Below are 18,273 nucleotides of genomic sequence, written 5' to 3' on the forward strand. Positions count from 1 at the left end.
CTTCGAATCCGAGATTACTTATAAGTCATGTTACTCTCGATGGTCGGTACTATGTAGCTGGCCTGTAATCTATATGCATGACAATCGTCGCCGGGTTCTCGCTCACGTCCTCGCAGCTAGTGCTCGGTGATGCACTCGATTCGCTTTCCGCAGTGAACGTGTCACTCGAACAGGTATCCGGACGACGTGGTGAGGGACGCCTCATGACGCTCTGGGCGTCCGGCGCCGACGCGAAGGCGCTCACCCGGGCGTTCGACGCCGACCCGTCGATAGCCGAGTTCTCTCACCTGGAAGAGAAAGGCGGGGCACACCTGTTCAACGTCGTGACGACGGACGAGTCCGACGTGCTCCTGTACCCCGTCTGGGTGAGCATCGGTGCGCAGTTGCTCGAGGCGACGTACGAGGACGGCTGGTGGACGGTGAAGATGCGGTTCCCGTCCCGTGACGGGCTGGTCAAGATACGGAACTGCCTGCGGAACACGGACACGCGCTTCCGCGTCGACTGGATCCGTGAGGGCACGGACGACTCCTTGGACGCGCGAGTTCAGCTCACCGAGAGTCAGCGTGAGGCGCTCGAGGTGGCTCTCGAATCGGGCTACTTCGACATTCCCCGCCGAGCCAGCCTGCAGGACGTCGGTGCCGAGCTCGGTATCAGCGGGCAGGCGGTCTCAGAACGCCTCCGCCGCGGCATCGGCCGGCTCCTCGAAACGCACCTCACCGTCGGTAACTGACGCCGTATCTGGTCCGCCCGAAACGAAGTCATTTAAGACCGAGCCTCGGGAATCACGCAGCATGGAGAACAGAACGTACACCGCGGATGTGGAACCGGGCACGACGGCGACCGTCGCTGGCTGGGTCCACGAGATCCGCGACCTCGGTGGTATCGCGTTCCTGATCGTCCGAGACAAGACCGGCAAGCTGCAGGTCAAGTTCGAGAAGGACGAGATGGACGACGAACTGGTCGAGGCAGGCCTCGACACGCAGCGCGAGTCGGTCGTGCAGGTCACGGGCGACGTCAAGGAGGAGCCCCGCGCACCGACCGGCTTCGAGATCGTCCCCTCGGAGTTCGAGGTCGTCGCACCTGCCGACCCGCAGCTTCCCCTCGACCCGTCCGGGAAGGTCGACGCGGAGCTGCCGACCCGCCTGAACAACCGCACGCTCGACCTCCGCAAGCCCGAGGTCAAGGCCATCTTCGAGATTCGCTCGGAGGTCCTGCGCGCGGTGCGAGAGCACTTCCGCTCGGTCGGCTGCACCGAGATCAACACGCCGAAGATCGTCGCCACGGGAACCGAGGGCGGCACCGAGCTGTTCCCCATCTCGTACTTCGGCGAGGAGGCGTTCATGAACCAGTCGCCGCAGCTGTTCAAGCAGCTGATGGCCGGCTCCGGCCTGGAGAAGGTCTTCGAGATCGGTCCCATCTTCCGCGCCGAGGAACACAACACGCCCCGGCACCTGAACGAGGCGACCTCCATCGACTTCGAGGGTGCCTTCCACGACCACCACGACGCGATGGACGTCGTCGAAGGGCTCGTCAAGGCGGCCTACACCGCGGTCTCCGAGAACTGCCAGGAGCAGCTCGAACTGCTCGGTCTGGAGGACGAGTTCGAGCTGCCCGAGGGCGACTTCCCGCGCATCACCTACGAGGACGCCCTCGACCGCGTCAACGCGACGGGCGAACTCGACGAGATGCTCGTCTACGGCGACGACCTCTCGACCGAAGCAGAGCGTGCACTCGGCGAGGACGTCGGGCAGCACTACTTCATCACCGGTTGGCCCAGCGAGGTCAAGCCGTTCTACATCAAGGACGAGGACGACGACCCCGAGACCTCGACCGGCTTCGACCTGATGCACCCGCGCATGGAGCTCGTCTCCGGCGGCCAGCGCGAACACCGCTACGAGCAGCTCGTCGAAGGCTTCGAGCAGCAGGGTCTCAACCCCGACGAGTTCGAGTACTACACGAAGATGTTCAAGTACGGCATGCCGCCGCACGCCGGCTGGGGCCTCGGTGCCGAGCGTCTCATCATGACGATGCTCGGACTCGAGAACATCCGAGAGGCTGTTCTGTTCCCGCGAGACCGCCAGCGACTCAGCCCGTAGGCTGAGTCGCAACGCGGTCGCGTGGGAGCTAGCGAGACGACCATCTTCTTGCACTTCCCTCACCGAGCACCAGCAGTCGAACCAGTTTGGCCCGTTACTCACCCCGCTGCGACTCCGAGTGTCGACCATGTCTCAGGTACAGGCTGTCGCCGTCCGGAAAGCGGCACACCGGGGCCGAAGTCTGCTCGCTCGGGAACTACTGCTGCTCGTCGAACGACACCATCACGCGGACGGGCCGGGCGTCACCCGCGAGACGCTTCGCGCGTACGCGGCGGCCGTGCGCGACGAGATGGCCGGCGGCGACGACGTCCCGTTCGCGCCGGACGAGTTCATGGAACTGATCGAGGAGCGACTGACCACCGACGACGACTGGACCGGCGACGACTTCTACCGCGTGGGCGACGGCAGGGTCAGCGTCTTCCCGGCCAGCTGGCACGACCGGCTCGCCGGCGAGCGCGACGTCCGGACCTACGTCGAGGTACTCACATCGGCGGGCGGTTCGGACGCGACGCGCCCCTCGATGGGTGGGACTGGCGAGGGGGTCCCGCGAAACCTGCTCGTCGACGCGATGAGCGTCCTGGGGGGCGTCGAGCCCAGCGCGACCACAGACCGCATCGAGGAGCTGCGCGAGGAGGGAGTGCTCGCCGAGCACGCCGACCAGCACCACAATCCGCACGTGCGGCTGGTCGACGAGTGAAGCCACGGCGCCGGCCTCCCGCGGTCCAGATGATAACGATTTAACGCCGTCGTCGCCGAAACGTGGATATGACCGACGAAGCGCGTGCGTTCGTCCCGGGCCACATCACGGGCTTCTTCAGCGCGCACCCGAACGAGGACGACCCCACGAAGGCCGGGTCGCGCGGGGCGGGGCTCACGCTCACCGACGGCGTGGACGTGACCGTCAGGCCGAGCGACGAGCCACGCGTCACGCTCAACGACGAGTACGTCAGCGTCGAGTCCGTCGAGACGGTACTCCGGACGCTCGACGCCCAGGTCGCCGTCGAGGCCGAGACGGTGCTCCCCCTCGGTGCGGGCTTCGGTGTCTCGGGCGCGATGGCTCTCGGTGCGGCGCTGGCCACGAACCGCGTGCTCGACCGGAAGCTCTCCGAGAACGAACTGGTGACCATCGCACACGGTGCGGAGGTACAGGCGGGGACGGGCCTCGGCGACGTGGTCGCACAGGCGCGGGGAGGTATCCCCATCCGGCTGGAGCCGGGCGGCCCGCAGCACAACCTCCTCGACGCCATCCCGGCACGGGCACGGGTCGAGTACCTCAACCTCGGTCAGCTCTCGACCGCGGAGGTGCTCTCCAGCGACACGGACCAGCTCTCTGCGGCCGGGAAACAGGCGCTCTCGCGCGTCGTCAAGGAACCGACGCTCCCCAGTTTCATCTTCGCCTCGCGTCGGTTCGCCCGCGAGGCGGAACTGCTGACGCCGGAGGTGCGGCGGGTCATCGAGGACGTCCTCGACGTCGGCGGCCAGGCCTCGATGGCGATGCTCGGGGAGACCGTGTTCGCCCTCGGTACCGGGTTGAGCGACGCCGGTTACGACGCTTCAGTCTGTGGTACGCATCCAGCCGGCGCGATGTTGAAGTAGGGGGCTGGAGACGGCCGTAAACGACCGACTCCGGCCGGGCCCGGAAAGTTCATTCTCGATTTCATTACTTTCCTGAGGTACGGGAATCGGCAGCGGAAACGGCCGCAACAGCTATACTTTCGACCGGACTTCAGCTTTTTATTTCATAAAATTTGTGGCCATCCTCGCTGAAGGATTTATGGTAGGTGCCAGATAGAATCGCCTGTGGGCATGATGACGCATACCGAGGTGCAGAACAAGCTGTTTGGGTTATACGAACGCTACGTGGGTGAGCCGGAATCGACGCGCGAGGTCTACGGCTACTGGATCTTCATCGCCGGCTATCTGGTGGGAATCGGTGGAATCCTGTTCTACTTGCTCGGCCCGGCGATGATGCCTGGCGAGCAGTTCGGCCTCCAGGAGGTGGCCTGGTCGGTCGCCGCGGTCGGCCTCTCGCTCGGGCTCTTCGGCATCGTGTTGCTGTTGCCGGTCCGGAGGCGAGCGATACAGGCATCCGTGGTGGGGCTGTGTGTCGCGCTCGTCGGCGTCGTACTGTTCACGACCATCTACCCGCAGAACTGGGGGCCCGACGGGGTCACCGACCAGAGTCCGATGGTCATCGCGACGTACGTCACGGGCAACGCGATACTGGCGGGTGTGACCGCGCTGGTCCCGGTTCTCACCGGCCGGAAGGGGATGTTCGTCCCGGAGGAGGGGTACGGCGAACAACCACCCGTGATGGTCGGCGAGGCGATGCGGGGTGCGCTGTTCGCGGTCTTCCGGAACGCGGCCGACGACTGGACCTACCGCATCGTCCAGCAGGACGCGCTGGCGACGAGCGACGCGGCCGCAGCGACCCGACCCGACGCGGAGGCCGCCATCGACGAGGTGAAGACACAGATAGACGAGGCGGGGTTGCTGGAGATAACGACCGCCGCCTTCCGGCTGTACGAGAACGAAGCGGGCGACTGGCGCTGGGTCCTGATGCGAGACGACGGGTCGGTCGTCGCCGAAGGGACCGACCTGTTCGAAGACCGCGATACCATCGAGGAGTCCGTCAGCTTCGTCAAAGAGTCCGGGCCGGGTGCCGAGGTGCTCGACATCGACGGCGCGGCGTTCAGCTACCAGGAGCGCGACAACCGGTGGACGTGGCGGCTGCTCGACTCCGACCGCGACCCGCTCGCGACCGGCGTCGACGAGTTCCCGAGCCACGACGACGCCGAAGCCGCAGCGCTGTCGATGGCAGCCGAGTTCGGTGAAGCGCGCGCCCTAGCGGTCGAGTCCGTGGGTGTCGAGCTCAAGGACGTCGGGGACGCGTGGGACTGGCGGTTCGTCGACGGCGACGACGAACTCCTGGCGACCAGCAGGGCCCGGTACGACAGCCGCCGCTCCGCAGAATCGGCGGTCGAGGACGTGCTCCCCGCGGTCGGCGACGCCTCGGTCACGGTGGCCGGAACGCCGACCTACGAGCTGCACGAGACGCCCGCGGGCTGGCGCTGGCGGCTGGTCGACGCGACCGAGAGCGTCGTCGCCCGGAGCGCGGCCAGCTACGACGACCGGACCGCGGGTGAACGCTCGACCCGCGCCATCGCGAACGACGTGCGCGGGGCCGACCTCGTCGAGATAGACGGGGCGGCGTACGAGGTCTACCCGGACGGACCGGCCGGCGACGCCTGGCACTGGCGGCTCGTCACCGAGGACAGAGAGGTGCTCGCAGACTCGACGTTCGACCACCACTCCGACGAGGCCGCGGGTGAGGCAATCGAACGGGTCCGCGAACAGGCCGCCGAAGCCGATCTCATCGAGTTCGAGACCGCAGCGTTCCAGGTCTACGAGGCCGACGACGGCGAGTGGCGCTGGCGGCTCATCGACGAAGACGGCGGCGTCATGGCCGACTCCGGTGCCGAACACGAGTCCCGGTCCGACGCCACGCAGGCGATGATGACGCTGAAGCAGAAAGCGCCCGAAGCGGAGATGCTCGAGATCGACACCGCCGCCTTCGAGCTGTTCCGGAACGAGGACGGCGAGTGGGGCTGGCGACTCATCGACGAGGCGGGGCACATGGTCGCCGAGGGACCGAGCCTGCACGCCTCGCGCGGCGCCGCCCGGACCGCCCTCACGAAGCTGAAGGACCACCTCGACGCCGATGTCCGGACGATGGCCGACGCCGTCTTCCAGGCGTACACCGAGTCGAGCGACTGGCACTGGCGGTTCGTCACGGTCGACGGGACCGCGGTGGCGGACGGCGAGGGTGCACACGCGACCCGCGACGATCTGAAGCAGACGGTCGAGCGACTTCGCGAGGTCGCCGCCGAAGCGGACACGTACGCCATCGGGAAATTCGCCATCCAGCTCGTCGGCGAGGACGACGACTGGCGCTGGCGACTGCTCGACCGCGAGCGCGAGGTCGTCGCCGAGAGCGCGAGCCCGTACGAGACCAGACAGCAGGTCGAGGACGTGGTCGCCGCCGTGACGGCGAACGCCGCGACGGCGCCGGTCTTCTCCATCGAGTCCTCGGCGCTGTGGCTCACCCGTGAACGGGACGGGTGGCGGTGGACGCTCACCGACGAGGACCGCGACGTCCTCGCGCAGGGGACCACCCATCACCGGAGCAAGGAATCGCTGGAGGACGAGGTCGAACGACTGCGGCGGCTCGCACCGCAGGCCGGCCGCGTCGACTTCGGCGACGCCTCGTTCGAGCTGTTCCGCGACGGCGACGACTGGCGCTGGCGGCTGCTCGACTCGAGCCAGCAGACGGTCGCCGACAGTGCAGAGCTGTTCGCCTCCCGTGAAGCCGCCCGTGACTCGGTGCGTGACGCCCGGGATCTCGTCGGCGCGGCGAGCGTCCTCGAGATCGACGACGCCGCCTTCGAGTTGCACATGAACGACGGCGGCTGGGTCTGGCGGCTGGTCGACGAAGGTGGCGAGACGCTCGCCGAGAGTATCGAGCCCCACGAGACCCGACCCGAGGCTCGCACTCAGATGAACCTCGTGAAGGAACACGCGCCGGAGGGCTGGGTGTCGTTCACGGAGTAGTCGGCTCCCGGCACGGGCGGAACAGTTGCAACACGAAAACGGACGTATTTTTTCCGAGGGTATCGTACGACGGTCCATGAGCGAGCACGTCGAGGTCCCGGAGAGTCACCCCCGCTACCTCTCCCTGCTGACCCGACACCGCATCGAAGACGGCGTCGAGAAGGGAATCACGAGCATGCAGGGCCTCATCGCACAGGGCCGCGGCGAGGCGTTCGACTACCTGCTCGGAGAGCGGACCATCGAGAGTGCAGATGCAGCGGAACGGGCCGCAGCCGCACACTTCCTGCTCGCGAACCACCCCGTCATCTCCGTCAACGGGAACGTCGCGGCGCTCTGCCCCGGTGAGGCCGTCGAACTCGCCGAGGCCGTCGGCGCCGACCTGGAGGTCAACCTGTTCAATCGGACCGACGCGCGAATCCAGGCCATCGCGGAACACCTCCGCGAACACGGGGCGGAGGACGTCAAAGGGCTCACGGCCGACGCCCGCATCCCCGGAATCGACCACGAGCGGGCGAAGGTGGACGCGGATGGCATCTACGACGCGGACGTCGTGCTCGTCCCGCTGGAGGATGGCGACCGTGCAGAGGCGCTCGCGGAGATGGGCAAGACGGAGCTCGTCATCGACCTCAATCCCGGGTCCCGGTCGGCCCGGACGGCCACGGTCCCCATCATCGACAACGTGATGCGGGCGATTCCGAACATCACCGCTCACGCCCGCGCCCTGCGGGGCGCGACCGATGCCGAGCTTCGCGACATCGTGGAATCGTTCGACCGCGAGACCGCCCTCGACGAGGCCGAACGGGCCATCCGGAACGGCAGCTTCGACTGAAGTCGGCGCGAGTCCGAACGTTCCCGGGACAGCGAACGTTCTTGTCTTCGGGGTGCTAATCTGTACCATGGTCAGATACGCCAGTGGCAGAGAACACGGTGCGGCGGTGTTGCGACGTGCCGGCTACGAGGTGCGTGCCGACGACGGCCCACCAGTGGGCTCGGCGTCGGGAGAGACGACCGGTCTTTGCCGGATGGACGGGCCGGTCGTGGCGCAGGCGCTCGCACCCGGGATGGTGACCGCAGAGACCATCGTCCCACTGCTGGCGAACGGAGTCGAAGACGGGCGCGCCACGCTCTTCGTCGTCCCAACCGAGACCGACGTCGGGAGCGCACTGCACGTCCTCGACAGACCGTACTGCGTCGCCCGTGAGGACGGCGACCGCTGCCGGACGTTCTTCAACGGTCCCGACCGCGTTCAGCTCGACGACGGTCGGTACGCCCTCGGCCGGGCGTCCGAGTACGTCTGGCGAGAGGTCCAGCCAGGGGAGGCCGAGCTGGAGGGACGCACGGGGTCGGACAGGAAGGAAGTAGAGCTGGTCGGTGACGGCGAGGCACTGGCGCTGTTCGCCGACGTCGATGCACTGTCGTGCCCGTCAGCTTCCGCCTTCCCGTACAGCTACGGCCGCGACGCGGACAAGCAGTTCCACGTCCGACGACGCGACGGAACCGAAGTGGGCCGGTTCTCGGGGGTCCGTGCGATGCGCGAGAACGGGTTCACCCCGATCCCGATGCCGCTCGTCCCCGAACAGGTCTTCCGCTCGGGCTCCCTCGCGGGGAGTTGGGCCGTCGTCGCGGAGGACTCGTTCACTGTTCACACGGTAGACGGCCAGACGAGCCTCTAGCCCGGTTACTTCTCTCGAATTTCCGTCGACGAAGGGTCACCAAGTACCATCGGAACGGTTATTAATAACTTGGTGGTATCACTAGGTGGTATGCACGGATTCGATTCGTTCAGCGACGTCGACGAGGCGGCAGTCACCCGCGCCATCGGTCAAGAGTGGAGCGAGGAGTTCCTCGAGTTCACGGACAACGAGGTCATCATCGTGGGAGGCGGTCCATCGGGACTGATGGCCGCGAAGGAACTCGCTGAGCGCGGCGTGAAGACGATGGTCGTCGAGAAGAACAACTACCTCGGTGGCGGCTTCTGGCTCGGGGGGTTCCTGATGAACAAGGTGACGGTTCGCGACCCGGCGCAAGGAATCCTCGCGGACCTCGACGTCCCGTTCGAGGAGGCTCGCGACGCGGAGGGACTGTACGTCGCGAACGGCCCTCACGCCTGTTCCTCCCTCATAGAGGCGGCCTGTGACGCCGGTGCCAAGATGCAGAACATGACCGAGTTCACCGACATCGTCGTCCGAGACGGCCACCGCGTCGCTGGCATCGTGATGAACTACACACCAGTCCACGCCCTCCCCCGGGAGATAACCTGCGTCGACCCGGTCGCCGTCGAGGCGGACCTCGTCATCGACTCGACCGGCCACGACGCGATGGCGATCAACAAGCTCGACGAGCGAGGGGTTGCCGCGAGCGCAGCGAGTGACAGCTCGGAAGACGAATCTTCCGGTGTGCTAGAAGCACCCGGTATCGAAGCCGCCCGCGAGCGCGGCCAGGTCATGGACCAGACCGACTCGTCGAGTTACGGCGCACCCGGCCACGACTCTCCTGGCCACGACTCGATGTGGGTCGGCCGCAGCGAGGACGAGGTCGTCGAACACACCGGCCTCGTCCACGACGGCCTCGTCGCCTCCGGGATGGCGGTCGCGACGGCGTACGGCCTGCCGCGAATGGGGCCGACCTTCGGCGCGATGCTCGTCTCCGGCAAGAAGGCGGCACAGGTCGCGCTCGACGAACTCGGCGTCGACGCCGAGCCGGTCACGCTTTCGTCGAAGGTCGCACCGCCCGCTGACGATTGAGCACGCCGAACACCACACTCGGCTTCACTTGTCCGGCTTCCCGAACGCGAACAGCGTCATCGGCGTCTGGTTCGCCGCCCGGGGCGACAGCTGCTCGGTCACGAGGTCGTCGTAGAACGTGAAGCCGCGGCCGCCGATGCCGCGGTGGGCGTAGGTCGCGAGGTAGAGCCGACCGAGAGCGATGCCGCCCTCCAGCTGTGCGACGCGATAGCCGCGGTTTCCGAATCGCTCGACGATGGCGTCCACGTCGGCCATCGCGTAGACGTTCACGGCCGCGTCGCCGACCACCTCCTGTCCCAGGGCGAGGTGGGCCGCGGTCCGGCGGTCGACGTCGCCGATGGCTTCGAGCGTCGCGTCCCCGGGATGGAACTGGTACGCGCCCGCCGGAACGTCCTCGACGGCGTGGGCGAACACGTAGTAGTCGAGCAGGGAGTCCGGTCCGTCGCCGCCGAGGCAGTCGACGGGGACCGGCCCGAGCGCTCTGTCGAGTATCGTGCCCACCTTCCGACGACTCATCGCCTCGTGGCTGTACTCGCGGAGCGAACCGCGGCGCTCGATGGTGTTGCCGACGGGCCGGGCGGATGCCGTCTCCGCGTCGACCGGGTCGAGCGCGATTCGGTCGCCGTCGCCCGGGCCGTGCCGTCCGACTGCCCCCGTCGCGACCCCGGCGAACCGCTCGCGCCAGTCGGTCGCGGCGTCACCGTCCGGGAGGGTGCTCTGCTTCCAGGCGTCGTGGATGAGTGGGTAGTCGACGGGGTCCGAACCGAGGTCGACGTCGGGTGAGATGGGTTCGACAGCCGGTGGGTCTGGACTCGAGTCCCCGCTCCCGATGGCCACCAGTTCGAGCGGCGCTTCAGCCGTCGGGTCGAGTCCAAGCAGGTCGACGACCGGGCCGTCCCCGAAGCCGGTCACGACCTCCGCTCGGTGGCCCAGTCCGTGGGCGACCGCGAGCAGATTCGCGAGCACCGTCCCCGAGTCCCAGAAGGCGTGTCGGTAGGTTCGCTCTCGGTACTTCCAGGCGTTTCGCCACCAGGTCGACGTGGCGACTATCGTCACCGGAGCAGCTTCGACCGCCGGGTAGCCGCCGGCCCCCGCGAGGACGCCCCGGAAGTCGCCCTTCCGGAGCACGTCGAACTCGTCGGATTCTGGGTCGTAGTGGTAGACGCCAGCCGGCGCGTCGTCCAGCTCCCCCGTCACGGCGTAGAGATCGACGTGGTAGAGCTTTCCCGTGCAGGACGCTGCACGGAACTGGGCCGACTCGCCACGAATCTCCAGCGTCTTGGTGACGCCGGCGGCGTAGTGACAGAGGGTGGTCAGTTCCATATCGTCGCCTTTCCCCCCATCGCCGTCGGTGGGCTCGGCAGTTCCCGTCGCGAGGACGGAGAGTGCAGATTCGTCCGGCGGCCGGAGGGACGATCCCAGCGACACGCGCGGTAGGTCGACGTACACCTTCGACGGTCTCGGCCGATTGTCGAGGTCGAGGCTCCAGTCGGTCTCACGGACGCTCTTCGGAGAGTGCTTGGACCGCTCGTGATAGTCGCGTGCGTCGACCATGCCAGCGGCTACGGAGAGGAACCTGTAATCGTTTCGGAAGACAGCAGCCGACGCTCGCCTACAGTTTCCCGCCCGTCACCCGGACGATTCCCAGAAGATGCGACTCGTGATGGGTTAGCCGCGCCCGGGTGTAGAGGACCGTTCGCGCCGCACGCACTCGCGACAGCAACGTCTCGTGCGGCGACGGTTCGTACCGGAACTTGAACGTCGGCGGCGTCGACAGGACCGTCAGAAGCCGGAACAGCACGTTCAGCGGTTTCGCGGCCGGGCGTTCGGAGAGGGCGGCGTCGACGAGGACGACCGTCCCGTCGGGCTCGACGAGGTCGAACCACGACTCCACCTCTCGCTCCGGGTCCGATAGCATCCCGACGACGAACGATGCGAGGACGCCGTCGACCGACCCCTCGACCGGGACGTTCGTCGCATCGCCGTGGACGAGGTGGACGTTGTCCCAGCCGTTCCGGTCGACGAGCCGCTGGGCGCGGTCGAGCATCCCCCGCGTGTAGTCGATGCCGACGACGGTCCCCTCGGGGCCGACGCGCTCTCTGAGGTACGGTAGGTTCGCGCCGGTGCCACACCCCATCTCGACGACGGTATCCCCGCGCTCCAGGTCGAGTGCAGCCACAGCACGGCTCCGGAGACCGCCGATTCCCGGCGTGTACTGCGCCAGCCAGTCGTACAGCCCGGCCCACTGGCCGTAGAACTGCTGTGCCGCGGTCGTTCCGTCGCTCATGTGACCTCTCGGACCGTCTCGGCGACCGAGACCGGGTCGTCTCCGAGGACGTAGATGATGGGTTCGATGCCGTAGCTCCCGGTCTGGTAGAGCACGGTCGCCTCCGGTTCGTCGGCGAGTGCGGCCGCGACGGACGCCTCGACGTCCTCTTCGCTCTCGAACTCGACTACGGTCCTGCCCATCTCCTCGAGCTGGGTCACGAGTTCCGGGTCGTATCGGATGTTGAGCGCGGCGTGGACCGGCGCGCCCCCGTTGCGAGCGGCGAGCAACACCGACGCGACGTACTCGCTGACGCCGAACTCGGGCTCGCTCGGGACCGTCGCACGACCCTTCACGTCGACGATGCGACCCGGCACGCCTGCCACGTCGTCGATACTGGCCGCCTCCGGCGTGCAGGCGACGAGGTTGGAGCCGACGTTCGGAATGAGACTCGCGAAGCCGCTGGCGTTCTCGAGAACTCGGAGGCCACGCCGAAGCGAAGAGAGCACGCGTTCTGCGGTCCGGAGCTCGCTGTCGGGGTCGTGGATGGAGAAGTCGTTACCGTAGTCCGCGAGTTCGGGCATCTCCGAACGGTGGATGGCGGCGAGCAGGTCGCCACGCTCGAGCTTGCGGACCAGCACCTCCGTCTCGACGAGCGCCTGCACCGGCTTCATCGTTCCGTCGGCGAGCCCCTCGCCGATTCGGGTCACGAGCTCTTGCACTCGCTCGTCGTCGAGGAACTCCTGGCGTCGCCCGACGTCACCGTGGGCGTACTTCGAGACCGCGGACTGGCTGATGCCGAGAGCGTCGGCGACCTCGCTCTGGGTGAACCCGCGGCCGCGCAGGTCCTCGGCGAGCATCGAGCGGAACGTCGGGAGGAACTCCTCGACGACGATCTCCTCGATGAACCTCACCGCTGGTCACCACCGAACTCGTGGTCGCCCTGTATCTTCGACGCTTGCGGGCCGGTCTGGTCCTGGTACTTCGAGCCGCGTCCCGCGCCGTACGGCCGTTCCGCCTCGGTCTTCAGCTCCGTGAAGACGAGCTGGGAGATGCGCATATCGGGCGTGAGTGCGACCGGTGCGGAGCCGAGATTGGACAGTTCCAGCGTGACCTTCCCCTTGAAGCCGGGGTCGATGAAGCCCGCCGTGGCGTGGACGACGACTGCGAGTCGGCCCAGCGACGACCGGCCCTCGACCTGTGCGACGAGGTCCGGTGGTACCTCGACGCGCTCTTTCGTCGTCCCGAGGACGAAATCACCGGGGTGGAGGATGAACTCTTCATCCTCCTCGACGACCGTCTCGGAGACGTACTCGTCGACCTCCGTCTCTCGATTCGGGTGGATGCAGGGAATGTTCGTCCGCTGGAACTCCAGGAACTCGCGGCCGAGGCGAACGTCCACGCTCGCGGGCTGGACCTGTAGCTCGGGATCGTCGAGTGGGTCGATGGCGAGGTCGCCAGCCTCCAGCCGACGCAGGATGTCCACGTCCGACAGTATCATGGGAGGGAGATTCGCCCCCTGGTGGTAAAACCTCCCGGTAGCCATCGGACGGCCGACCAGACTCGGCATCATGGTCTGCTCGAGCGTGACTCAGTTCTCGATATCCGGCGAGCGTTGAAGCACCTGTGGACCGGACTCAGTCTCGAATGCGTCGTCGCCAGTTCGTGTTGGTTGCACTCGCCGGAATGAGCGTCGCGCTCACCGGATGCGCCCGGGTCCGGTCGGACCTCCAGACGAGGTTCGACGGCACGACTGCGACGAGCACCGGCGGCGTCGCTCGCGAACCTGCGGACGACGAGCCCCCTCGCAGCGTCCTCCCCTCGCCACCACCGCACCTCGATATCACCGGATTCAGGCGGGCGGGCCAGACGGTCGGTGCGAACGCTGGCCAGCTGGCGACGTACGAGGCGGGCGATGGAACGCAGTACGAACTCGGCGCGCTCCGGATGGAGACACTCGAGGCCGCACAGCGGCTCGCGGCCAGGATAGCCGACCAGGGTCGGTTCTACGGGTTCGACATCCTCGTCCGGCACGGCGTCTACCTCATCGGTGGCGGGACCGAGGACGGTTCCCGAAGCCGACTCGTCGCCTTACTCGTTCGGTCCGACGCGCTCTCGCGAGCCTTCCTCGCCGAGCACGACCTGTTCTCGGCCAGATAGCCACCGTTTTACCCAAACATGCCATCGCTCCAAGCATGAAGCAGGCCATCGTCGCGCGGATGGACATCGGCATGGGGAAGGGCAAGCTCGCGGCGCAGGTCGCCCATGCGTCGCTCTCCGCGTACGAGGACGCAGACCGGAAGACACGGAACGAGTGGAAGGGTTCGGGCCAGAAGAAGGTGGTCCTCAAGGCGAACAGCGAACGTGAGCTGTTCGAGCTCGCGGACAAGGCCGAGCGCGAGGGGCTCCCGAACGCCATCATCCGCGACGCTGGCCACACCCAGCTCGAGCCCGGGACGGTCACGGCGTTGGCAGTCGGGCCAGGCGACGAGGAGCTGGTCGACCGGGTGACCGGCGACCTCTCGCTGCTCTGAACGCGAACGGAATCCATTTTGCCGGGCCGGTCCGATTCTCCGCCGTGACGCGACTCATGGCGGGTGACGCCTAGATGCGAGAGGCACATCCACGCGAGCGAGCCGTCGGGATGGAGTACTACGTGAGCGACGCAGACGGCGTCGGCGGTCACCTCCGCGACGAGGCCGGCGACTTCCGGGTCAGAGAGCGTGAGGCGTTCGAGGCCGAACCGGTCGACTCGGCGACGGGCGACTATCCGTACCTCGTCCTCCGGGCGACGCTCTCGGGCTGGGACACGAACGACTTCGCGCGACAGCTGTCGAACGGCCTCGGTATCAGCCGCGGCCGGGTCTCCTGGGCCGGAACGAAGGACAAGCACGCGGTGACGACGCAGCTGTTCACCGTGCAGGGCGTCGAGCCAGCGGACCTGCCGGACCTCGGTGGTGTGGACCTGGAGGTCGTCGGTCGTGCCGGGCGCGCGCTCCAGTTCGGTGACCTGCTCGGAAACGAGTTCGAGATAGTGGTCCGCGACGCGACCGACCCGGAGAACGCCGACGAGATAACCGCGGAACTCCGCGAGTTCGGCGACGGCGACGTGGCGGTCCCGAACTTCTTCGGCCAGCAGCGCTTCGGCAGCATGCGACCCATCACGCACGAAGTGGGGCTCCGGATCGTCCGCGAGGACTGGGAGGGCGCCGTGATGGCGTACCTCGGCAACCCGCACGAGGACGAGCCGCCGGGCACACGTGAAGCGCGGGAGTTCGTCGACGAGACGCACGACTGGCAGGCAGCGCTGGACGAGTTCCCCCATCGGCTCCGCTACGAGCGATCCATGCTCCACGTGCTGGCGGAGAACGGCGGCGACTCACCGGCGGACTTCCGGGCGGCGCTGGAGGTACTGCCCGACAACCTGCAGGCGCTGTTCGTCCACGCGGCACAGTCCTACGCGTACAACCTGATGCTGAGCGAGCGGCTCGCTCGCGGACTCCCGTTCACGAAGCCGGTGGCTGGCGACGTTGTCTGCTTCGCGGACGGTGACGCCACCGGCGAGTTCCCGCTCCCCGACACGGACCGGCTCCAGCGCGTGACGGAGAAGCGCGTCGACACCATTGCACGCCACTGCGAGCGCGGCCGAGCCTTCGTGACGGCACCGCTCGTCGGGCTGGAGACGGAGCTCGGCGACGGTGAACCGGGCGAGATTGAGCGAGAGGTGCTCGACGAACTCGGACTCTCCCCGGGCGACTTCGACTTGCCCGGTGAGTTCTACAGCGAAGGGACGCGACGGGCGGTACTCGTCTCGACGGACCTCGACGTCGAACGAGACCCGCTCACGTTCTCGTTCACGCTCCCGAAGGGCTCGTACGCGACAGTGGTCCTGCGCGAGTACCTGAAGGCGGACCCGATGGACCTGAGCTGAGCTAACGCTGGTGCTCTGTTTGGCTGACAGGCGACACCCGAAGTGGTGGTTCAGGCACCGTTCCGCCGGACGCTGTGTCGCACGCCCGCTGTACGACCGGCGGTGACTCGTCAGGTCATGCCGACCCTGGCTTCGGTCTCGTACTTGAATCCGCGTACTGTCCGAACCGCACGGCTTTTGCCCGACAATCGGATAGGTCTCGCTATGCAGTGCCGGCAGTGTGCGACCGAGCTCGAGAAGCCCGGAGACTACTGTCTCACCTGCCGCACGACGAACTGCGACGCGGTCGTCCTCGACTGCGACCGCGACCGGGCGACGCTGACGTTCCTCGACGACGAGGAAATCGTCGGCGAGACCTCGATAACGACGAGTCCCGAGACGGGCGAGGAGTCGGGCGTCGTCGAACTGCGGAACTACGCGGGCCGAATCGCCGACGAGGTCCGGCGGAAACGGCCTGAGACTGTCTACGCCGCCGGCCCGCGTGCCGTCATCAACGAGACGCGGGCGCAGCTCCATCACGAGTTCTATCGGGTACGAGACGACGACCCGGTCTCGTCGGTTCTGGAGCGACTCGGAGAACCAGCGCTCGAGGTCGTCGAGACCGCACCGCGGGACAAGATAGGCGGGTCGCACTCGACCCTCATCGGGGGACGGGCGGGGATGAAGGCTATCCAGACGGTCGCCGAGCATCCGCACGTGAAGAAGGTGATACCGGGACCCATCGAGGCCGGTGGGTCGAGTTCGCGAGGGAGCGTCAGGGCGAAGGTGACGCGGGCAGACGAACACGGAAACGTCCGGATGCTCCTGCGGGACGGCTCGAGCGTTCAGGAGAACCGCGTCGTGACGACAGCAGGTGACCGAGAGATGGGCGAGCGGGTCCGAGCGGACCTGAACGAGGTTTTGTCAGACGATGGATGGGAATAGCGCTGGACCGGGCCAAATTATCGTACCCGAAGCGACTTCTGTCGAATAACCTTTCTTTCAGATAGTGATGCGCCGACCCGATGCGGTCCTCGTGGCCATCCCCGGAATCGTCCTCGGGGGAGCTACCCTCGAGCGCGCAATCCGGGCCCTCTCGTTGAACAGCGCCCCCACACTCGAGTGGGTGCAGTTCACGGTACTGGGGTTCGCGCTGGCGTTCGTCCTCATCTTGCACGAAGCCCTCTACAGGCCGCAGGTCGAGTAGGCGGCGCCCCAACTCAACAGGTTTATTTGCCCGCTGGCGGTACCAACGGGTATCATGGCCAAGAAGAAAGGAAAGACGGGCAGCGCTGGCCGTTTCGGCGCTCGCTACGGTCGCGTCTCCCGACGACGCGTTGCGGAGATCGAAGACGAGATGCGGAACTCCAAGGTCGACGGCGACAACGTCAAGCGCCTCGGAACGGGCATCTGGGTCAACGAGGAGACCGGCGAGAAGTTCACCGGTGGCACGTTCCGTCCCGAGACGCCCGCAGGCCGCACCGTCCGCCGATCGATTCGCGCAGCGCTCTCTGAAGACGACGAATGAGCTACAAGTGCTCGCGGTGCAAGCGTGACGTAACGCTCGACTCCTACGGCGGCGTTCGCTGCCCCTACTGCGGCCACCGCGTGCTCCTCAAGGAGCGCAGCACCGACATCAAGGAAGTCGCCGTCAACTGACGGCGCGATGTCCTCGTTCTCACACGAGACCGTCATCGAGTTCACCTACGAGAGCGACGCGTCCGCCGAGATCGTCGCCAGTAGCGTCGCCCAGGAGGTCGGCGAGATAGACGGCGACCGGTCGACAGCCGCAGTGGACCGTGATGGTCAGGTCGTGACCGTCACAGTCGAAGCGGCCGACCTGACCGCCCTGCGGGCCGGAATGAACACGTGGATTCGTCTCGTCGAGGTCGCCGAGCGAGTCTCCGCACTCGGTAGCGAGGTGCACGACGACGGCGGCTCCACGGCGTAGGGCGATTGGGTCTCTCGTCCTCGAAAGCGGGGGTTTTTCAAGCCAGAAACCCACGGTCTGGGTATGCAAGGAAACCTTCCCCCGGAAGCACAGGAGAAGATAGAGGAGCTGCAGGACCTGCAGGAGACCGCACAGCAGGTCGCCATGCAGAAGCAGGAGGCACAGTCCCAGCTCACAGAGGCCGAGACGGCCCTCGAAGAGCTCGAGGACATCGACGAGGACACGACGATGTACCGCGAGGTCGGCGAGCTGCTCGTCCAGACCGACTACGAGGAGGCGCAGGACTCCCTCGACGACAAGGTCTCCAGCCTCGGCATCCGCGTCGAGACGCTCGAGAAGCAGGAAGAGCGCGTCCAGCAGCAGTTCGAGTCGCTCCAGCAGGAGCTGCAGGAGATGCTCGGCGGTATGGGCGGCGGCATGGGCGGCGCCGGCGGCGCATAAGCCGATGCCCACCGACGAAGAGGTCGTGCAGGCGGCCGCAGAAGCGGCCGAGGGACTCGTCCTGTCCCGCTTCAAGCAGTCGAACGTCAAGGACCTCGACGTGACCGTCACGTTCGAGGACGGCGTCCTCGACGTGGACGTGTACATCAACGCGCCACAGGGTGACGCCGACGCCGAGGAGGTCGCCGAAGAGGCCGTGCAGGCCGCTCGGCAGGCTGTCGACGAGCTGTTCGAGCAGGAAACGTAGGACGGC

General features: G+C 67.0%; 22 protein-coding genes. 18 read left to right on the forward strand and 4 right to left on the reverse strand.

Annotation, left to right across the window (positions count from 1 at the left end; all coding sequences use genetic code 11):
* Positions 1-77: 77 nt before the first annotated feature.
* The 8 genes from ACSC1Y_RS13395 (at position 78) to ACSC1Y_RS13430 (ending at position 9,452) form a co-directional block, all read left to right on the forward strand.
* Positions 78-731, forward strand: coding sequence for a helix-turn-helix domain-containing protein (locus ACSC1Y_RS13395; protein WP_435335405.1), 654 nt, complete (start codon positions 78-80; stop codon positions 729-731).
* 61 nt (positions 732-792) lie between these two features.
* Positions 793-2,097, forward strand: coding sequence for an aspartate--tRNA(Asn) ligase (gene aspS / locus ACSC1Y_RS13400; RefSeq protein ID WP_435335407.1), 1,305 nt, complete (start codon positions 793-795; stop codon positions 2,095-2,097).
* A gap of 127 nt (positions 2,098-2,224) precedes the next feature.
* Positions 2,225-2,794, forward strand: coding sequence for a hypothetical protein (locus ACSC1Y_RS13405; RefSeq protein WP_435335409.1), 570 nt, complete (start codon positions 2,225-2,227; stop codon positions 2,792-2,794).
* 68 nt (positions 2,795-2,862) lie between these two features.
* Entirely contained in the window at positions 2,863-3,693 is an 831-nt protein-coding gene (locus ACSC1Y_RS13410) for a pantoate kinase (RefSeq protein WP_435335410.1), read from the forward strand.
* Positions 3,694-3,903: 210 nt separating this feature from the next.
* A complete protein-coding gene (locus ACSC1Y_RS13415; RefSeq protein WP_435335412.1) occupies positions 3,904-6,708 on the forward strand; it encodes a DUF1508 domain-containing protein in 2,805 nt (934 codons plus the stop codon).
* A gap of 76 nt (positions 6,709-6,784) precedes the next feature.
* On the forward strand, positions 6,785-7,537 hold the full coding sequence (locus ACSC1Y_RS13420) for a 4-phosphopantoate--beta-alanine ligase (protein WP_435335413.1): 753 nt from the start codon (positions 6,785-6,787) through the stop codon (positions 7,535-7,537).
* Positions 7,538-7,604: 67 nt separating this feature from the next.
* Positions 7,605-8,381 carry a hypothetical protein gene (locus ACSC1Y_RS13425; RefSeq protein ID WP_435335415.1) on the forward strand — a complete coding sequence of 259 codons (777 nt, stop codon included), beginning with the start codon at positions 7,605-7,607 and terminating at the stop codon, positions 8,379-8,381.
* A gap of 90 nt (positions 8,382-8,471) precedes the next feature.
* Positions 8,472-9,452 (forward strand): thiazole biosynthesis protein, encoded by a 981-nt coding sequence (locus tag ACSC1Y_RS13430; protein ID WP_435335416.1) that lies wholly within the window; start codon positions 8,472-8,474, stop codon positions 9,450-9,452.
* 24 nt (positions 9,453-9,476) lie between these two features.
* Here the strand turns inward: ACSC1Y_RS13430 and ACSC1Y_RS13435 are convergent, their stop codons facing one another.
* Genes ACSC1Y_RS13435 through dcd form a run of 4 tightly spaced genes read right to left on the reverse strand, consistent with a single transcriptional unit; the run spans position 9,477 to position 13,219 of the window.
* Complete coding sequence (locus tag ACSC1Y_RS13435) at positions 9,477-11,006, reverse strand: SagB family peptide dehydrogenase (RefSeq protein ID WP_435335418.1); 1,530 nt, start codon at positions 11,004-11,006, stop codon at positions 9,477-9,479.
* A 58-nt stretch (positions 11,007-11,064) separates the two neighbouring features.
* Complete coding sequence (locus tag ACSC1Y_RS13440; RefSeq protein WP_435335420.1) at positions 11,065-11,739, reverse strand: class I SAM-dependent methyltransferase; 675 nt, start codon at positions 11,737-11,739, stop codon at positions 11,065-11,067.
* Positions 11,736-12,632, reverse strand: a complete 897-nt coding sequence (locus tag ACSC1Y_RS13445) for a thiamine-phosphate synthase family protein (protein WP_435335422.1) — start codon at positions 12,630-12,632, stop codon at positions 11,736-11,738. Before ACSC1Y_RS13445 ends, ACSC1Y_RS13440 begins: the two co-directional genes overlap by 4 nt.
* The gene (gene dcd, locus ACSC1Y_RS13450) at positions 12,629-13,219 is read right to left on the reverse strand and encodes a dCTP deaminase (protein WP_435335423.1); all 591 of its coding nucleotides are present in this window, start codon (positions 13,217-13,219) and stop codon (positions 12,629-12,631) included. The genes ACSC1Y_RS13445 and dcd overlap by 4 nt, the downstream gene beginning before the upstream one ends.
* 146 nt (positions 13,220-13,365) lie before the next feature.
* Here dcd and ACSC1Y_RS13455 point away from each other — a divergent pair, with 146 nt between their 5' ends.
* The 10 genes from ACSC1Y_RS13455 (at position 13,366) to ACSC1Y_RS13500 (ending at position 18,267) form a co-directional block, all read left to right on the forward strand.
* Positions 13,366-13,878 carry a hypothetical protein gene (locus ACSC1Y_RS13455; RefSeq protein ID WP_435335425.1) on the forward strand — a complete coding sequence of 171 codons (513 nt, stop codon included), beginning with the start codon at positions 13,366-13,368 and terminating at the stop codon, positions 13,876-13,878.
* A gap of 35 nt (positions 13,879-13,913) precedes the next feature.
* Positions 13,914-14,252, forward strand: a complete 339-nt coding sequence (pth2, locus tag ACSC1Y_RS13460; RefSeq protein WP_435335427.1) for a peptidyl-tRNA hydrolase Pth2 — start codon at positions 13,914-13,916, stop codon at positions 14,250-14,252.
* 74 nt (positions 14,253-14,326) lie between these two features.
* A complete protein-coding gene (gene truD, locus ACSC1Y_RS13465; RefSeq protein WP_435335428.1) occupies positions 14,327-15,649 on the forward strand; it encodes a tRNA pseudouridine(13) synthase TruD in 1,323 nt (440 codons plus the stop codon).
* Between the two features lie 204 nt (positions 15,650-15,853).
* Positions 15,854-16,573 carry a DUF2103 domain-containing protein gene (locus tag ACSC1Y_RS13470; protein WP_435335430.1) on the forward strand — a complete coding sequence of 240 codons (720 nt, stop codon included), beginning with the start codon at positions 15,854-15,856 and terminating at the stop codon, positions 16,571-16,573.
* 67 nt (positions 16,574-16,640) lie between these two features.
* Positions 16,641-16,835, forward strand: coding sequence for a hypothetical protein (locus ACSC1Y_RS13475; RefSeq protein ID WP_435335432.1), 195 nt, complete (start codon positions 16,641-16,643; stop codon positions 16,833-16,835).
* A gap of 54 nt (positions 16,836-16,889) precedes the next feature.
* Positions 16,890-17,156, forward strand: coding sequence for a 50S ribosomal protein L37ae (locus ACSC1Y_RS13480; RefSeq protein WP_435335434.1), 267 nt, complete (start codon positions 16,890-16,892; stop codon positions 17,154-17,156).
* Complete coding sequence (locus tag ACSC1Y_RS13485) at positions 17,153-17,287, forward strand: DNA-directed RNA polymerase subunit P (RefSeq protein WP_435335435.1); 135 nt, start codon at positions 17,153-17,155, stop codon at positions 17,285-17,287. Before ACSC1Y_RS13480 ends, ACSC1Y_RS13485 begins: the two co-directional genes overlap by 4 nt.
* A 7-nt stretch (positions 17,288-17,294) precedes the next feature.
* A complete protein-coding gene (locus tag ACSC1Y_RS13490; RefSeq protein ID WP_435335437.1) occupies positions 17,295-17,579 on the forward strand; it encodes a KEOPS complex subunit Pcc1 in 285 nt (94 codons plus the stop codon).
* A gap of 63 nt (positions 17,580-17,642) precedes the next feature.
* Positions 17,643-18,020, forward strand: a complete 378-nt coding sequence (locus tag ACSC1Y_RS13495; RefSeq protein ID WP_435335439.1) for a prefoldin subunit beta — start codon at positions 17,643-17,645, stop codon at positions 18,018-18,020.
* A gap of 4 nt (positions 18,021-18,024) precedes the next feature.
* Positions 18,025-18,267, forward strand: a complete 243-nt coding sequence (locus ACSC1Y_RS13500) for a DUF3194 domain-containing protein (protein ID WP_435335441.1) — start codon at positions 18,025-18,027, stop codon at positions 18,265-18,267.
* The last annotated feature ends 6 nt before the right edge of the window (positions 18,268-18,273 follow it).

This window comes from Haloarchaeobius lipolyticus, assembly GCF_051208015.1.
Taxonomy (GTDB): Archaea; Halobacteriota; Halobacteria; order Halobacteriales; family Natrialbaceae; genus Haloarchaeobius.